Origin of the sequence: Methanobrevibacter arboriphilus JCM 13429 = DSM 1125 (genome assembly GCF_002072215.1) — an archaeon.
Taxonomy (GTDB): domain Archaea; phylum Methanobacteriota; class Methanobacteria; order Methanobacteriales; family Methanobacteriaceae; genus Methanobinarius; species Methanobinarius arboriphilicus.
This window is the reverse complement of record NZ_JXMW01000006.1, coordinates 239,681-256,587: the sequence shown is the minus strand read 5'-3', so window position 1 is coordinate 256,587 and position 16,907 is coordinate 239,681. Positions and strand designations below refer to the sequence as shown.

The window sequence follows — 16,907 nt, the reverse complement described above, 5'->3', positions numbered from 1 at the left end:
ATATTATAAAAATAGATAAAAAATAATATAAAAATAATATAAAAATAATATAAAAATAATATAAAAACAAATATAAAAAATAATAATATAAAATTTAGAAAAGTCAATAATAAAAAATGAATTTGAGAAAATTTAAGTAATTTAATAAAAAATAATTTTTAGAAAATTACTGGTGCATAATTTATTATAAGAGTCCAAACTACAAACCATGCAAATGCAAATGGAACGATTCCATCCCATAACCATTTTGTGAATCCTTCTTGTTTTCCAAATAATCTATCGCATAGTTGACCCATTGCATAAAGTACAATAATTCCAATTACACCAGCTATAAGGTCGTTTTGACCAATTCCTGGTACCATTCCTAAACTTATTAAGGAAGTTATGTAACCTGTAATTATAGCAGCTACAATATGTATTGAGGTGATTTTAACACCAGTATCTATCTCCATTAAGTTTCCTCCATAAATAAAGATTATATAATAAGTTAAATTTTATTATTAATAAATTGTATTATCAAGTTATATTTATTAATTTAATATATTTAGTATCTAATATATTTAGTGGTTTAATTATTTTATTGATTTAATATATAAATTAATTAATGTGTAATTATCATATATTAAATATATAGCTTATAAATATAACTGTGTTTCTTAAAAGATTTCTTAAAAACTCATCAAAATTAATATAATTTACTTATTTTTATTTTGTTTAAAAAACTAAATTATTAATTATTTTATTAGAAATCTATTACTAATAATTACTTTATTAAAAATATGGCTTTGTAGAAATCCTTTTAATATCAATATAATTATAAAAAAGATTATGATTAAAAATCCTTTATTTTGAAATTAAAGAATTATTTTAACAATTTAATTTCACAAAAGTAAAAATTTCAAGTGTAAAAAATAAGGATTTCTACAAAGCCAAAAATATATTAATTGATAATATTTTATTAGAAATCTATTACTAATAATTACTTTATTAGAAATATATTAACTAATTATTTTATTATTAATATAAAAATTGATAACATTAATTTATTTGATTACTTAAATTATTATATAACTAATTTATTATATATTTATGAAATTTAAATATCATGATTAACTTTATAATATGAATTAAAAGGGTTTTACCAATGAAAACAATGTCAAATGTGGATATTAATGCTATATGTTATGAATTAAATGAACTTTTAGAAGGTGCAAGAGTAGATAAGTCCTTTCAACCTACTAAAGATACGGTTATTATGAGATTTCATGTAAGAGGTACTGGAAGGGTTGATGTTGTATTTCAAGCAGGTGTAAGGATTCATACTACTAGATATCCTTTAGATAATCCAAAAATCCCTCCTTCATTTCCAATGGTTCTTAGAAAACATTTGAAAGGAGCTAATATTATTTCTATTAAACAGCATAATTTTGATCGTGTTGTTGAAATAAAAATTAAAAAAGAAAAAACTTACAATCTTGTGATTGAGTTGTTTTCTAAGGGTAATATAATCCTTTTAGATGAAGAAGGCAATATTGTTATTCCTTTGAAAAGAAAGCAATGGAGTGATAGAGATATTAGTTCTAAAAAAGAATATAAATATCCTCCAAAAAGAGGTATAAATCCTCTAGAACTTCAAAAAGAGGATTTAATCCAATTATTCAATGATTCTGATACCGACTTAATAAGAACATTAGCTCGAAGTGGTTTAGGAGGGATATATTCTGAAGAGATTGTTTTAAGAGCAGGTATAGATAAAAAAACTATAGCTTCTAATTTAGAAGATGAAGAAATTAATAAGATTTATGAAACAATTTTAGATATATTTACTCCTTTAAAAAATCATAAAATTGATCCAAATATTGTTATAAGAAATGATAACATTTCATATAATTCTAAAGGCTTAAATAAAATAAATAAACCAAAAGAAGATGTTTTACCTTTAAATATTCAACTTTATGAAGATAATAATGAATATAAAAAAGAATATTTTGATACTTTCAATGAAGCTGCTGATGAATTTTTTTCAAAGAGAATCAAAGATGAAATTAAGGGTGTTCAAGAAGATATATGGGATAAAAAAGTTGGAAAATATGAAAAAAGGCTTAAAATACAAAATGAAACATTAACTGGATTTAAAAAGACTATAAAAGTTTCTAAACAAAAGGGAGATCTTTTATATGCAAATTATTCTCAAATTGAAAATCTTTTAAATGTTATTCAAAATGCAAGATCTAAAGAATATCCTTGGAAAGAGATAGCTAAAACATTAAAGGATGCTAAAAAATCTGGGATGGATGAAGCTCAGATTGTGGAATCTATGGATAAGTTAGGCAATTTAGTTCTTGATATTGATGGTGAAAAAATTTCTATTGATTCTAAGATTCCTATTCCTGAAAATGCTGAAATGTATTATGAAAAAGCTAAAAAAGCTAAAAGAAAGATTGAAGGTGCTTTAATAGCTATTGAAAATACTGAAAAGCAACTAAAGAAAATGGAGGATAAGAGAGATATAGCTATGGATAATATTATGGTTCCACAAAAGAGAGTTAAAAAGGAGCTTACTTGGTATGAAAAATTGAGATGGTTTGTTAGTTCTGATAATTTTCTTGTTATTGGTGGTCGTGATGCAAATACTAATGAGGCGGTTGTTAAGAAATATTTAGATAATAATGATATATATCTTCATTCTGATATACATGGGGCATCTTCAGTAGTAATAAAAACTGAAGGTAATGAAGTAAATGATAATACTCTTAAAGAATCTGCAATTTTCGCAGCTTCATTTTCAAGTGCATGGTCAAAAAATTATGGAACTCAGGATGTATATTGGGTTAATCCTGATCAAGTTTCAAAATCTCCAGAGTCTGGTGAGTTTGTAGCTAAAGGCTCATTTATAATTCGAGGAAATAGAAATCATATTCGTGGAGTGAATTTAAAAATTGCAGTAGGTATTGTTGATTATGAAGGGAAAAGAATCATGGCAGGTCCAGTTGATGCAGTGAGTTCTCATACAGACAATTATGTTATTATAAAACCAGGCTATACAAAAAAAGAGGCTATAGCTAAAAAAATTTTGTATAAGATTAATGAAGATAATATAATCAGTTTAGATGATGTTGTAAGAGTTTTACCATCTGGTAAATGTGATATTGTTGATTCCTAGATAATTTACCAATATCTTTATTTTTATCACTATATTTTATTATTATTATTTTATTATTATTCTTTTATTCTATCGTTTTATCACTATATTTTATTACTATTATTTTATTATCATTATATCATTATCATTTTATTACTATCATTATTTTATTTACATTTTATATATAATTAAATACAAATTATTACATAGTTAATTATATTTTTAATAAATTATTATATAAAAATAAGTTTATAAAATAAGTTTATAAAAAAAGTTTATAAAAAACAAATTATTACATAAAATAAACTATTACATAAATAATTTATTTATAAAATATTATAATGTACATGACAATTCATAATAATAATTATAATAATTATACGTAATAATTATTAATAATTATATAATAATTATAATTATATAATAATTGCATTTATGGGGTGTAATTATATCAAGAAAGAACGATGATGATAGTATATATAATGGTAAAAAAGGAAGTAGAAGTATGCTTCCTGGTTTATTAGTAATAATTGTTGTATTAGTTGTAGGAATTGCTTCTTTATCTATTTTATCACCAGGTGTATTTAATCCAATTAGTGAAATGTTTTCAAACAATACTAATGATAGTTCAACTACATCAAAAAATATAACTGCTGAAAATAATTCATCTACTAAAAATAATTCTGATATAAAAATCGAACCAAAAGAAGGTTATTCTAAAATAACTATCAATGGACTTAAAGGTTTTATTAAATCAGATTATGATGATTTTGTTATCTTTAATAATAAAACAGAATATGATGGTATTGATGGCTATTTGAATTTAACAGCTAATAAATCAGTTGATTTTGTGGATTATGATAGCTTTTCACAACTTTTTGTAAGAAATAGTTCATTTTCTATTGTTGTAACTAATGATTCTAATGTTGAAAATCCTTTAAACCGTATTAATTATGAGTATGCTAATGATAATGTTGTTAATGATACAAATATAATGTTACTTGATAAGCGTCTAAGAATAGTTCAGTATGATAACTATTCTACTCAAGACTTTAATGGTCAAATGACATGGGCTTATTTTACTATCAATGATAAAGATGTTGCTATTGGATGGAAAGGAGATAATTTAGATATTTATGTAATCGAAAGTTTTATTAAATTGAATTGAAAATTTTCTACTTATTATTTTATAAATAAGATATTAATTTAAAAGAAATTTATATGAAAATTATAGAAAAATATAATTATAATAGAAAAATATATTTATAGAAAAATATATTTAAAAAAATTATAATAATAAGTATATTTATAAAGATTATTAATATATTTATAAAAGTATTAATGCATTTATAAAAAGTTTTTTATTTAATTAATATCTTTTTTTATTTGTCATTAATTATCATTTCATATTGTTTCACTTAATGTTTAATTCTAATATTACTTTATTCAAAAAAAACTTGTATTAAAAATATTTCATAGTATTAAAAGGTTTTTATAAAAAATTTCTATAAACATTTATATACTATTATAAGGTTAAATAATACTACTTTGTTAATTTAATTTAAAATTTAGATAGCTTAAATTTCATATTAAATATAAATTTTATATCAAATGTAAATATTCTAAGTTTAATAAATTTTAGAATATAAAAATACACAAACAAAAGATCAAATTTAAAATCTAATAGTTTAAAATTTAATACTTTAAGATTTATAGATTATGATATACTGAATACACTATATTAATTATATTATTAGAATAAATATATTATTTATTGTATTATTAGAATAAAATATATTATTTATAATATATTTCTAGATTAGAATAAGGGTGATATTATGGCTGATATTACAGAAGCTGCAGAAAAAAAATTGAAATCAAGAATTCGAAAATTTAAAAAGGTTGCCAAAGATGAAAATGAAAAAGAAAAGTTTTTCGATCAATTGGGAGCATCCGTAGAAATATTTTTACCTACAAAAGATCCAGAAAAACAAGGAGATAGTATAATATTCTATACTACTGCTGAAGGTAAAATAATCGATGCAGAATATTCTTATAATGAAGGAGAAGAGAATTTCACTTCTTTACCTATTCTTGACAAAGATTTAAATGTTCTAACTGAAATATTCAAAGCTAATTTTAAATTAGATTAATATTTTTATTAATATTTCTAATTTAAATTAGATATAACATCTTATAGAAAATCTTTAAAAAATTATTTAATATTATTTTTAAAATATTATTTTTAATATTTAACTCTATTTCTTTTTTTACTTTATATGATTCTATATTTTTTATTTTTACTTTTTGAAAGGATTAATTTTGCATGATCCTTCAATTATTTATTATTTTATTTATTATTTTAGTATTTTATTAATTATTTTAGCATTTTTGTAAAAAATATATATAATATGTTGAATAAATATATTATTAGAAAAAAAATATGTAATAATTCTGTTGATTGTTTATGAGAAAATTTGAGAAATTAGCTTCCCTAAATCGATATATGCCTCTTAGGAAAAAAGGTGCTGAAGATAGTAACATTGGACTTCTAGTTGATGGTCCAAATATACTTAGAAAAGAATTTGATTTAGATTTAAAAGTTATAAAAAATTTGTTAGATGCTTCTGGTGATTTGAGAATAGCTAAAGTTCTTTTTAATCAATATGCTTCAGATAAGCTTATAGAGGCTGTTGTAAATCAAGGATTTACTCCTTTAGTCGTTGCTGGGGATACTGATGTTCATATGGCTGTTGAAGCGATGGAGTTAATTTATAATCCTAATATCGATATAATAGCATTAATGACTAGAGATGCAGACTTTTTACCTATTATAAATAAAGCTAAAGAGAATGGTAAAGAGACTATAGTTATTGGTGTTGATTATGGTTTTTCAATTGCTTTAAAAAATTCTTGTGATAAGTGTATTATTCTTTCAACAGAAGGAGAGGTTTTAGAAAGCTAATTTAAAAGAATGTTTTAATGTTTTGATAATATCATTTGAATATTTTGATTTTTAATTTTTCAAATTTCTAAAAAGAGCTTATAAAAAATAGTTTAAAAAAACCTATAAAGAATCTATAAAAAAGATTTTATAAATATTATTAGTTATTTTTGTAAAATATGTTTGAAACTTCTATAAAGCTTATTTTAAGCTATTTAAACCTTACCTTAAATAAACTAAAAATTTCATATTTAGACATCCTTTTTATTAGAATCTTTAATTATTTTTATTTTATAATTTAATATTATTATTTGCTAATATTATTATTTAGTTAACAATGTTGTTTGTTTAATATTGTTATTTAGTTAGTTGTTGTTTGTTTACTATTATTAATTATTTAGTTAGATTGTTATTTGATTAGATTGTTATTTAGTTAGTATGTTATTTGGTGATTATATGTTAATTAAAAATTCATTAGATGAGATGAAGAAAAGAGAGATTTCTCTTAAAGTAATTAAATCAATAATTGATAAAAAGGGTAAAAACTCATTATGTGATTTAACTGGTTTGTCTGGAGGATTTTTAGCTACACAAAATGATTTAAATCTTTTAGAAACATACATTGGTCCTGCAATTTTCGAAGAAGAATTACAAATTGTTGGTAAAGAACATCTTGGTGGTGAAAAAATATTTGCAGTCAATAGAACTAGTTCTGGAATTTTAGCTACTATATTAGCTATTGTTAAGAAAAATACTAAGGTAATACACTTTTTACCAGAATTTCCTGCTCATCCATCTATCCCTCGTAGTTGTAAACTTGTAGGTGCTAAATATTCAGAATTTGATAATATTGATGATTTTAAAAATAATTTTTCAGAAGATACTTCTTTAGTTGTTATCACAGGATCAACTATGGATCATAAAATATTAGAAATGAATGATTTTAAAGCTGTTATAAGTATTGCTAAGAATAATAATATTCCTGTATTGGTTGATGATGCTTCTGGTGCTAGGCTTAGAACAGCTATATATTCTCAAGATAAAGCTATTGACTTAGGGGCTGATTTAGTTGTTACAAGTACAGATAAACTAATGATGGGTCCAAGAGGTGGTTTAATGGCTGGAAGATCTGAATTAATAGATAAAATAAAGACTAAAGCTCATCAATTTGGATTAGAAGCTCAACCTCCAAGTATTTTGGCCATGGTTAAAGGTCTTGAAGAATATGATGGAAATAATCTGAGAGAATCGCTATCTAAAAAGGAAAAATTGGTACTTTTGGTTGATAATAATTTTTCTATGTTTGAAGGAACTCCTACTGGAATTATGGTCTCTGAGAAATCTCTTGAAAAAGAAGTACTACTTAATAATGAAATAAATCCAAATATTTCATCTAAGGATCTTTGTTTTTTATGGGCTATGATACTTTTAAAACAGGAAAATATAATTACAATTCCTGCGGTTTCAATGCCTGGAGCTTCGCCAACAATTAGATTTGATCTAGCAGCTAATGATGCTAAAAATTTAAATATAAATTTTCTATTTGATAAAATAAACAGTTCTTTTAAGACTTTATTAAGTGTCTCTAAAGATGAAAATTTGGCTAGAAAAGTTTTATTTAATATAGAATAATTATAGAAAAATTTGAAGTATATAGAATTAAGATATAATAAAATAATAGTTAAATAAAAAACAACAACTAGTAAAAAAATAATAATTAATAAAAAATAAATAATAAAAAAATAACAATAAAAAAATATAAAATAAATTAAAAATTATAATATAAATTAAATATTATAAATAGAAAGTATAATAAATAAAAAATTAAGTAATGTTATGGGATTAAAATATATACTAATTTTCTTTAAGTGTGCATTCTCCAGAGATTACTTTTTTTAGTTTTCCATTGTTTAGTTCAAGTATTAAAGCCCCTTGATTATTAATCCCTACTGCAGTTCCTTTTAATACTTTTCCTAATGGCTGTTTTATTTCAACATAACTTCCAATCGTTTGTGACATTTTTCTCCAGTCATATAGTATATCATCAAACTGTTCAAGTTTGAATAAGTCATATATTTCTTCAAACTCATTAAGGAAGTTTGAAATAGTTTCAGATTCACTTATTTCTATTTTTGCTTCAACACTTAGAGAAGTTGCTCTTTTTTTAACATCTTCAGTTAAAACATCAACATTTAAGTTTGTGTCAATGCCTACGCCTACAATAACATATTCTACTGTATTAAATTTAGCATTTGCTTCTGTAAGGATTCCACAGACTTTTTTATTATTTATAAGTATATCGTTTGGCCATTTTATTCTAGCATCAATGTTCATTCCTCTGAGAGTTCTAGCTACAGCAACTCCAGTAGCTAAAGTTATAAGTGGTGCTTTTGAAGGGTCAATATCTGGTTTAAGTATTATGGAAAGCCAAATTCCCCCACTTGGTGATTCCCATTTTTTACCTCTTCTTCCCTTTCCTTTAGTTTGAGTTTCAGATATAATTACAGTACCTTCAGGAGATCCTTGTTTAGCTAAGAATTTAGCTACACTATTTGTAGATTCAACCTCATTAAAACTATAAATTTCTTTTCCTATATACTCAGTAGTTAATCCTTTTTTAATCATTCCACTAGGTATATAATCTATTTCCTGGCTTCCAATTTCTCTTAAAATTTCTGCAATTTCTGCTTCATCAATTTTAAGAATTTTTTCAGCGGATTCTTTTGATATTTTCTCTTTATTCTTTGATAAAAGTTCTTGCATACTTTTTTTCATAAGATCACGCAGTAGAAATATTATAATTTTTCAATTTATTTTATAATTTTTCAATTGTTATTTTATATTTTTTTTATTGTTATTTTTTACTAGTTGTTGTTTTTTATTAATTATTATTTTTTTACTAGTTGTTGTTTTTTATTAATTATTATTTTTTTACTAGTTGTTGTTTTTTATTTAAATATTATTTCTTATTCTTAATCTATTTATTATTTTATTTTAATTATAATATTCTAATTATGTATATCTTAATTATGAATAATATTCTAATTAAAAATTTTTATAATTGTAAATATTCTAATTATAAATATGATTATGCATTATTAAATCACAGGTTTTAAATTATTTTTTAATTTGTTGATTTTTAGCTGTGTTTAAGTAAGATCCTACAGCTGCTGAAATAGCAGCTACTTTTTTACCAGGCATAAATGTAGATCTCATACGATTTATTCTTTCAGTTTCTTCTTCCATTATTTCTCTTATATCATCATCAATTCCTTTTCTATAATCATCAACAAAATGAGTGTGAAGATCACCAGATAAAAAATGATTATTTCTCATTATCGCCTTATGGAAAGGAATAGTTGTTTTAACACCAAGAATAATATACTCACTCAAAGCTCTTTTCATTCTAGATATAGCTTCATTCCTATTGCTTCCCCAAGTAATTAATTTTGATATCATTGAGTCGTAAAAGGTTGGAATTGAATAATTCATATAAACTCCACTATCGAGTCGAACTCCTGGACCTCCTGGAGATCTATATCCTGTAATTTTCCCAGGATTTGGTGCAAAATCTGCTAATGGATTTTCTGCATTTATTCTACATTCAACTGCATGTCCATTAACTTTCACATCTTTTTGAGAGTATCCTAATTCTTTTCCTGAGGCTATTTTTAATTGTTCTTTAACAAGGTCTATATTAGTAATTATTTCTGTAATTGGATGTTCTACTTGTATTCTAGTATTCATTTCTAGGAAATAATATTCTCCTTCACTGTATAAAAACTCTACTGTCCCTGCACTAGTATAATTAATATATTCTGCAGCTTTTATTGCACTTTCACCCATTTTTTCTCTCAATTCTTCAGTCATAATTGGTGATGGTGCTTCTTCAATTAATTTTTGGTGTCTTCGTTGAATAGAACATTCTCTGTCAGCTATATGGATTGTGTTTCCATGGTCATCAGCTAAAATTTGAAATTCAATATGTCTTGGCTTTTCAATATATTTTTCAATAAATACTGTTGAGTCTCCAAAGTTTGTTGAAGCTACTGATTGTGTGGATTCAATTGCGCGTATTAATTCATCTTCTTCATAAACAGTACGCATACCAATTCCTCCACCTCCTGCTGATGCTTTAACAATAACAGGATAACCAATAGATTCTGCAATTTTTACAGCTTCATCAATATCAGTTACTCCATTTTCTGTTCCTCCAATAACAGGAACTCCTGCCTTTTTCATCAACTTTTTAGAGGTGATTTTATCTCCCATAGATTCAATGACTTTTCCACTTGGTCCGATAAGTGTTATTCCATTTTTCTCGCATTGTTTTCCAAGTTCTGAATTTTCAGCTAAGAAACCATAACCTGGGTGAATAGCTTCTGCCCCTGATTCAATAGCTATGTCCATTATTTTATCAATGTTAAGGTAGCTCTTTGAAGGAGAGGGATTACCTAATGCATATCTTTCATCTGCATAATTAGTATAAAGAGATGTTTTATCAGCATCAGAGTAAATGGCTACGCTTTTAACATCTAATTCACGACAAGCTCTCATTATTCTTATAGCTATTTCTCCTCTATTGGCAATTAATACTTTATCAAACATTTAGAGCCTCTTTTAGTTTTGATTAACATATAATTCTTTAATTAATATTTAATTATTTAAATATATAATTTTTAATTTTAGTTTATTTCAGTTTTCTATAGATTCTAAGTTTCTATAGATTTTAATAAATTATTTAAACATTTTATATCTATTTAAATACTTTATACTTGAGTAATATAATAATAAATTATGATAGTTATAGATAAATTATAATAATAATTATAAGTAGACTATAATAGTTAAGATAAATTATAATAATAATTATAAATAGACTATAATAGTTATAAATAGATTATAATAATCATAAATAGAATATTGATAATTAATATAGATTATAATAAACATATATATTATTAATATATTATAAATAATTTTTTAAAATTTTTTTAGTATAATATTAATGAGTTATCTAATAATAAGAATGAATTAATTAAATAGAATTAATTATTAGAATTAATATAAAATATAAAGAGAATCAATATAAGAAATCTAATATAAGAAACCCAATATAAGAAATTTAATATAAAAAGAATCAATTAGTATTGAATCATTAAATTATATAAGGTCAAATATGAAAATCACAAAAAAAAGGCATTTAGAAATAGCTATTGAAAATATTCCAAGATTTGAATCTCCTAAAATTGATTTTGAACAGTATCCTACTTCTGCTTCAATTGCTGCTGATCTTTTATGGAATGCAAGAAGCTTAGGTGACATTTCTAATAAATCAATTCTTGATTTAGGTTGTGGGACTGGTGTATTTGCTATTTCTTCAATGTTTCTTAATGCTAATTGTGCAACAGGAGTTGATGTTGATTCTTCTGCTATAAAAATTGCACGAAATACTGTTAATGATATGAATATTTCCAATATTAATTTTATTGTTGATGATGTTTATAATTTACATAAAAATGATGGTTTTAACTTTAAATTTGATACAGTTATTACAAATCCTCCTTTTGGAGCTCAATCTAGAGGTAAAAGAGGTGTTGATAGAATTTTCATGGAATTAGCTATGGACTTTGCAGATGTTGCTTATTCATTCCATATAGCAGAAACTAGGGATTTTGTAGTTAATTATTATGAAAATTTAGGAGGAAAAATAACTCATGAATTTTTTTATAAGTTTCCATTATTAAATACTTATGAATTTCACACTCAGGAAAGTAGAGATATTGACGTGATTGTTTTTCGAGTTGTTAATTCTTCTTAATTCTTTTTGTTTTTAATTCTATTTAAAATTCCAAATTTTTATTACATTATTTATTATAAATATTAGCAAAGTTTAAATACTTATTTAACTAAAATTTAATAATATATATTCAATTGAATATATCAAGATTATTAAGAAAATATAGAGAAATTTGTAGCTGGTATTTAGTTAACCCTAATATATTAATATACAAATAATATACCAATTTTAATTATATATCATTTTTAAATCATTTTTGATTATATAATTAATAATTAAATTTAATTATTAAATTTAATATTAAATCTAATCATTAAATGATTAAAATCTAAAAAGTTTAATTATAGTTTAATTACCAATAAGTTTATTAAAAGTTAATAAATTAGGATGCTAATGTAATAATTCTCTGGCTACCAGTATTATAATTGATATAATATTGAGTTGTAATTTACTTAGTGATAGCTATGTCAGTTTAATGACAAGCTTTATATATAGATGAAGATAAATATCTATAAATGCATAAAAAACAGGTTTCTATATTCATTCCAGATTCATTCTTAAGTGAGACATCTGATTTAAAAATTAAAACTTCTAAAATTGGAGTTATAGGTAGGGCTTTAGCTTTATTTAAAATTGATCAGATTGTTATATATAAGGATCTTTCTCAAAATGATGATAAATATGTAACTGACGCTGATTTCATGGCTGATGTACTCGAATATATGGATACTCCTCAATATCTTAGAAAAAAAGTATTTCCTATTCGTTCTGAGTTAAAGCATGTAGGGATCCTCCCTCCTCTTAGAACTCCTCATCATCCTACTGAATCTGATTTAAAAGTCGGTGATTATAGGCAGGGATTCACTGTCAAGAGAAATAAGAAAGGGACTTATATTGATATTGGTATGAAAATGGATAGTGATATGAAAGGTATGGAAAATCTGGCTTTTTGCAAAGAACAGCTAAGTGTAAATAAAGTTTTTAGCTTTAGAGTCACTAAATTAGCTAAAGAGGTAATAGTCACACCCGATGAACCGGATGACGTTTACTGGGGATATAAGACATTATCCACACATAAAAGTCTTAAAAATAGCTTGAAATTAGTTAATCCCGATTTTGTTGTTGAAACAACAAGATATGCAGATACAATAAATTCTATTTTTAATGAATTTGAAGAAAAATTAGATAAAGCTGATAATATTGCTATTGTCTTTGGAGGACCTTATTCTTCTATTTCGGAAGATTTAAGTGGATTTTCTTGGGATTTAGTTAAACTAAATACAATTCCTTCCCAGGGAACTGAAACTGTAAGGACTGAAGAGGCAGTCATTTCGACTTTGTCAATTATAAATATGTTGCTAAATTTCTGTTGATGAAATTAACTTTAGAAATAATAAATCTTCGAGATAATAAATTTTTAAAAGATAATAAGATAATAAATCTTCAATAATTTATTATATGCTTTATTTATAGATTTATTATAATATGTTAATGGAAATGAAAGTAAGCAAGCATTAATGTTTTGATTATAGTATTGAACTATAATTTGTAAATCGAGCTTTTATATTGCTATTTGTTAGCCATAATGCTATTTTAATTAGATGTTCGTTGCTCAAGTGACTTTGCTCTTTGATTAACATTCGTTATTAATTTAGCTAGAGCTATCTAAATTTCATGTTTATCTAGTAATATTGCTATATTTAACATACTAAAATTGTTAGGATTATTTTATGCAATATTCTAATTATTAGATATATTCTATCTATTAGATATAATTCTAACTATTAGTATTCTATTTATTAGATATATTCTAATTATTAGAGATATTGTAAATATTTAGAAATATTGTAAATATATATTGTAAATATTAATAATATTCTAATTAGATGTATTCTAATTAAGAATAATATTCTAATTAAATTCTAATCAAGTATGCTAAATTATTACTTTATTACTATTTATTAAATAAATCTAAATTTAATTAATAAGTAAATTTAATATTGTTTAATTAATATTGAACTAATTAATAATTATTAATTAAGGAAACTAATATACAGAATAAAAATAAATACAAAAAGATGTAATAAAAGGAGGTTAAATAAATGGTTAGACATCACCAGCCAAGGAAAGGATCAGTTGCATTCAGTCCTAGAAAAAGAGCTGCTAAAGAGACACCAAGAATAAAATCTTGGCCTCAAGAAGATGAGTCAAAGTTATTGGGACTCGCTGGATACAAAGTTGGTATGACACATGCTATGATGGTTGATAATGATAAAAATTCTCCAACCAGTGGTATGGAAGTATTCACACCTGTAACTATTCTTGAAGTACCCCCTGTTGTAGTAATGGGAGTACGTGCATATGAAAAAACTACTTATGGATTAAAAGTTATTACTGAAGTTCTTGCAGATAATTTAGATAAAGAACTTTCTAGGAAAGTTTCACTTCCAAAGGAATATAATCAATCTGAAGCTATTGCAAAGATTCAGGAAGCTTTAGAAGAAACTGTAGATATTAAAGTTTTAGTTCACACAAACCCTAAAGTAACATCTGTTCCTAAGAAAAAGCCGGAAATATTTGAATGTGGTATAGGTGGAAAAACTGCAGAAGAAAAATTAAACGCGGCTCTTGAATTGTTGGGCAATGAAGTAAAAGCTACTGACGTATTTTCTGATGGTCAGTATGTTGATTCTATTGCTACTACTAAAGGAAAAGGATTCCAAGGCCCTGTTAAAAGATGGGGTATTAGGATACAGTATGGTAAAGCTGCTAGGAGTAGTAAAAAGAGACATATAGGATCTATGGGTCCATGGACACCATCAAGAACTATGTGGACAGTACCTCAAGCAGGACAAATGGGTTACCATAAGAGAACAGAATATAACAAAAAAATCTTGAAAATTGGAGATTCATCTGAAGTCGATGCAGTCAACCCAGATGGAGGATTTATTAAATATGGTTTAGTTAAAAACGACTATATTATGGTTAAAGGGTCTCTTCCTGGTCCAACTAAAAGATTAGTTATTCTCAGAAAAGCTATGAGGGCAAAAGGTAAGTCCAATGACGCACCTCAAATTAATTATATAAGTACAAAATCTAAACAAGGTGTCTAAATATTCAAATGTTATTTTTCTCGGATATCAAAGTTTTTAGTGTTTAAAAGGTGTAGATCATGAAAGTTAATGTTTATACAATGGAAGGAGAAGTCAAAGAAGAGATTGAACTTCCAGCTATTTTTAATGAAGAATTTAGACCAGATCTTATAAAGAGAGCAGTTATTTCTTCACAAACAGCAAGAATACAACCATGGGGATCTGATCCTATGGCAGGTAAGAGAACTTCTGCAGAATCTTGGGGTTCAGGTAGAGGTGCAGCTATGGTACCAAGAATTAAAAATGGTTCTAAAGCAGCATTTATTCCACAAGCTATTGGTGGAAGAAGAGCTCATCCTCCAAGACCTCAAAAAGTTTATCATGAAAAGATAAATGTCAAAGAAAGAAGATTTGCTATTAGATCTGCTATTGCAGCTACATGTAATCAAAATCTTGTGGAAGAAAGAGGACATAATGTTGAAAATGTTCCACAACTACCTTTAATTGTTGATGACGAACTTGCAACTATTAAGAAAACCAAAGAAACTAGGGAAATTTTCAAAAATTTAGGAATTTTTGAAGATATTTCTAGAGCAAAAAAAGGTAGAAAAATTAGAGCAGGTAAGGGTAAACTAAGAGGTAGAAAATACAAAAAAGCTAAAGGACCTCTAATAGTTGTTGCTGATGATAAAGGAATTAGCTTGGGTGCGAGAAACCATGCTGGTGTAGATGTTGTAACTGTTGAAAATCTTAATGCGGAATTATTAGCTCCTGGTACTCATCCAGGTAGATTAACTATATTTACTAAATCCGCTATCGAAAAATTAGGAGGATTATTCCAATAGATTCCTTATTGGGAATTATTTGTTGGAATAATTAAGAAGGTGGATAACATGGATCCGTATTCAGTTATTGTTAGACCTCATGTTACAGAAAAAACTATGAATCTAATTGATCAAAGAAATGAACTTACTTTTGTTGTTTTAAGAGAAACTGATAAAAAAGCTATCAAAAATGCTTTTGAATATTTATTTGATGAGAAAGTTAAAAGCGTAAATACTCATATAAATTCAAAAGGACTTAAGTTAGCATATATTTCTTTAGTTGAAGAAAATGCTGCAGAAGATGTAGCTGTTAAAATGGGAGTATTCTAGATAGGGAATATAAAGGATACAAACATATAAGGAGAATAAAAAATGGGAAAACGATTAATACACCAAAGAAGAGGAAGAGGAACTCCTGCTTATCGTAGTGCTTCTCATCGTTTTAAAGATAAGATCCAATATAGGACTTATGATGAAATTGAAAAAAAGGGAAGTTTAAAAGGAAAAGTTATGGATATTGTTCATGATCCTGGAAGGTCTGCTCCTATTGCTCAGGTTAAATTTGAAAATGGTGAAAAAAAGTTCATATTAGCTCCTGAAAGTATTCAAATTGATGATGATATTGAATGTGGTGTTTCAGCTCCAATAAGTTTTGGTAACTCTTTACCTTTAGCTGAAATCCCTGAGGGAACTCCAATTTATGATATTGAAAATAGACCAGGAGATGGTGGAAAATTTGTAAGATCTTCTGGAACTTATGCTTCTTTAATTACACATGATGTTGATAAGGCTGTTATTGAACTTCCATCTGGAGAGTTAAAATCTTTCAATCCAGCATGTAGGGCAACTATCGGTGTTGTAGCAGGTGGAGGAAGAAAAGATAAACCATTCCTTAAAGCAGGTAAGAGATGGCATGCCTTTAAAGCTAAGGGTAAGAAATCTATGACTGTAAGAGGGGTAGCTATGAATGCAGTAGATCACCCGCATGGTGGAGGAAACAGACAACATCCTGGACGACCTACTACAGTTTCTAGACATACACCTCCAGGAAGAAAAGTTGGTTCTATTGCGGCTAGAAGAACCGGTAAGAGAAGATAATACTAAG

General features: G+C 25.4%; 14 protein-coding genes. 11 read left to right on the top strand and 3 right to left on the bottom strand.

Annotation, left to right across the window (positions count from 1 at the left end; all coding sequences use genetic code 11):
• Positions 1-158 precede the first annotated feature (158 nt).
• Positions 159-452: an EMC6-like membrane protein gene (locus MBBAR_RS04990; RefSeq protein ID WP_052332057.1), complete on the bottom strand. Its 294-nt coding sequence runs from the start codon at positions 450-452 to the stop codon at positions 159-161.
• 692 nt (positions 453-1,144) lie between these two features.
• Between MBBAR_RS04990 and rqcH the strand changes: the two genes are divergently transcribed.
• From rqcH to MBBAR_RS04965, 5 genes are all read left to right on the top strand, one after another.
• Complete coding sequence (rqcH, locus tag MBBAR_RS04985) at positions 1,145-3,163, top strand: ribosome rescue protein RqcH (RefSeq protein ID WP_080460184.1); 2,019 nt, start codon at positions 1,145-1,147, stop codon at positions 3,161-3,163.
• A 406-nt stretch (positions 3,164-3,569) separates the two neighbouring features.
• Positions 3,570-4,310 (top strand): hypothetical protein, encoded by a 741-nt coding sequence (locus tag MBBAR_RS04980; RefSeq protein WP_143746138.1) that lies wholly within the window; start codon positions 3,570-3,572, stop codon positions 4,308-4,310.
• Positions 4,311-4,980: 670 nt separating this feature from the next.
• Positions 4,981-5,295, top strand: a complete 315-nt coding sequence (locus tag MBBAR_RS04975; protein WP_042701612.1) for a hypothetical protein — start codon at positions 4,981-4,983, stop codon at positions 5,293-5,295.
• 314 nt (positions 5,296-5,609) lie between these two features.
• Positions 5,610-6,107 carry a TIGR00288 family NYN domain-containing protein gene (locus MBBAR_RS04970; RefSeq protein WP_080460181.1) on the top strand — a complete coding sequence of 166 codons (498 nt, stop codon included), beginning with the start codon at positions 5,610-5,612 and terminating at the stop codon, positions 6,105-6,107.
• Between the two features lie 435 nt (positions 6,108-6,542).
• Positions 6,543-7,718 carry a TIGR03576 family pyridoxal phosphate-dependent enzyme gene (locus MBBAR_RS04965; RefSeq protein WP_080460180.1) on the top strand — a complete coding sequence of 392 codons (1,176 nt, stop codon included), beginning with the start codon at positions 6,543-6,545 and terminating at the stop codon, positions 7,716-7,718.
• A 222-nt stretch (positions 7,719-7,940) separates the two neighbouring features.
• Here the strand turns inward: MBBAR_RS04965 and MBBAR_RS04960 are convergent, their stop codons facing one another.
• Positions 7,941-8,861 carry a biotin--[acetyl-CoA-carboxylase] ligase gene (locus MBBAR_RS04960; RefSeq protein ID WP_080460179.1) on the bottom strand — a complete coding sequence of 307 codons (921 nt, stop codon included), beginning with the start codon at positions 8,859-8,861 and terminating at the stop codon, positions 7,941-7,943.
• A 342-nt stretch (positions 8,862-9,203) separates the two neighbouring features.
• Complete coding sequence (locus MBBAR_RS04955; protein ID WP_080460177.1) at positions 9,204-10,694, bottom strand: acetyl-CoA carboxylase biotin carboxylase subunit; 1,491 nt, start codon at positions 10,692-10,694, stop codon at positions 9,204-9,206.
• Between the two features lie 571 nt (positions 10,695-11,265).
• On the opposite strand from MBBAR_RS04955, the gene MBBAR_RS04950 reads away from it, so the two are divergent.
• The 6 genes from MBBAR_RS04950 to MBBAR_RS04925 all read left to right on the top strand — a co-directional run bounded on the left by MBBAR_RS04950 (position 11,266) and on the right by MBBAR_RS04925 (position 16,900).
• Positions 11,266-11,907, top strand: a complete 642-nt coding sequence (locus MBBAR_RS04950; RefSeq protein WP_080460167.1) for an METTL5 family protein — start codon at positions 11,266-11,268, stop codon at positions 11,905-11,907.
• Between the two features lie 494 nt (positions 11,908-12,401).
• Positions 12,402-13,259: a putative RNA uridine N3 methyltransferase gene (locus tag MBBAR_RS04945; protein ID WP_080460166.1), complete on the top strand. Its 858-nt coding sequence runs from the start codon at positions 12,402-12,404 to the stop codon at positions 13,257-13,259.
• Between the two features lie 729 nt (positions 13,260-13,988).
• Positions 13,989-14,999, top strand: coding sequence for a 50S ribosomal protein L3 (gene rpl3p, locus MBBAR_RS04940; RefSeq protein WP_080460165.1), 1,011 nt, complete (start codon positions 13,989-13,991; stop codon positions 14,997-14,999).
• Positions 15,000-15,058: 59 nt separating this feature from the next.
• Complete coding sequence (gene rpl4p, locus MBBAR_RS04935) at positions 15,059-15,823, top strand: 50S ribosomal protein L4 (protein ID WP_042701591.1); 765 nt, start codon at positions 15,059-15,061, stop codon at positions 15,821-15,823.
• 48 nt (positions 15,824-15,871) lie between these two features.
• Complete coding sequence (locus tag MBBAR_RS04930) at positions 15,872-16,132, top strand: 50S ribosomal protein L23 (RefSeq protein ID WP_042701588.1); 261 nt, start codon at positions 15,872-15,874, stop codon at positions 16,130-16,132.
• A gap of 42 nt (positions 16,133-16,174) precedes the next feature.
• On the top strand, positions 16,175-16,900 hold the full coding sequence (locus MBBAR_RS04925; RefSeq protein WP_080460163.1) for a 50S ribosomal protein L2: 726 nt from the start codon (positions 16,175-16,177) through the stop codon (positions 16,898-16,900).
• Positions 16,901-16,907 lie beyond the last annotated feature (7 nt).

Bases quoted from the DNA above. Each gene is read 5' to 3' on its own strand.
- MBBAR_RS04990 (WP_052332057.1), bottom strand. From the start codon at position 452: ATGGAGATAGATACTGGTGTTAAAATCACCTCAATACATATTGTAGCT.
- rqcH (WP_080460184.1), top strand. From the start codon at position 1,145: ATGAAAACAATGTCAAATGTGGATATTAATGCTATATGTTATGAATTA.
- MBBAR_RS04975 (WP_042701612.1), top strand. From the start codon at position 4,981: ATGGCTGATATTACAGAAGCTGCAGAAAAAAAATTGAAATCAAGAATT.
- MBBAR_RS04970 (WP_080460181.1), top strand. From the start codon at position 5,610: ATGAGAAAATTTGAGAAATTAGCTTCCCTAAATCGATATATGCCTCTT.
- MBBAR_RS04965 (WP_080460180.1), top strand. From the start codon at position 6,543: ATGTTAATTAAAAATTCATTAGATGAGATGAAGAAAAGAGAGATTTCT.
- MBBAR_RS04960 (WP_080460179.1), bottom strand. From the start codon at position 8,861: ATGAAAAAAAGTATGCAAGAACTTTTATCAAAGAATAAAGAGAAAATA.
- MBBAR_RS04955 (WP_080460177.1), bottom strand. From the start codon at position 10,694: ATGTTTGATAAAGTATTAATTGCCAATAGAGGAGAAATAGCTATAAGA.
- MBBAR_RS04950 (WP_080460167.1), top strand. From the start codon at position 11,266: ATGAAAATCACAAAAAAAAGGCATTTAGAAATAGCTATTGAAAATATT.
- MBBAR_RS04945 (WP_080460166.1), top strand. From the start codon at position 12,402: ATGCATAAAAAACAGGTTTCTATATTCATTCCAGATTCATTCTTAAGT.
- rpl3p (WP_080460165.1), top strand. From the start codon at position 13,989: ATGGTTAGACATCACCAGCCAAGGAAAGGATCAGTTGCATTCAGTCCT.
- rpl4p (WP_042701591.1), top strand. From the start codon at position 15,059: ATGAAAGTTAATGTTTATACAATGGAAGGAGAAGTCAAAGAAGAGATT.
- MBBAR_RS04930 (WP_042701588.1), top strand. From the start codon at position 15,872: ATGGATCCGTATTCAGTTATTGTTAGACCTCATGTTACAGAAAAAACT.
- MBBAR_RS04925 (WP_080460163.1), top strand. From the start codon at position 16,175: ATGGGAAAACGATTAATACACCAAAGAAGAGGAAGAGGAACTCCTGCT.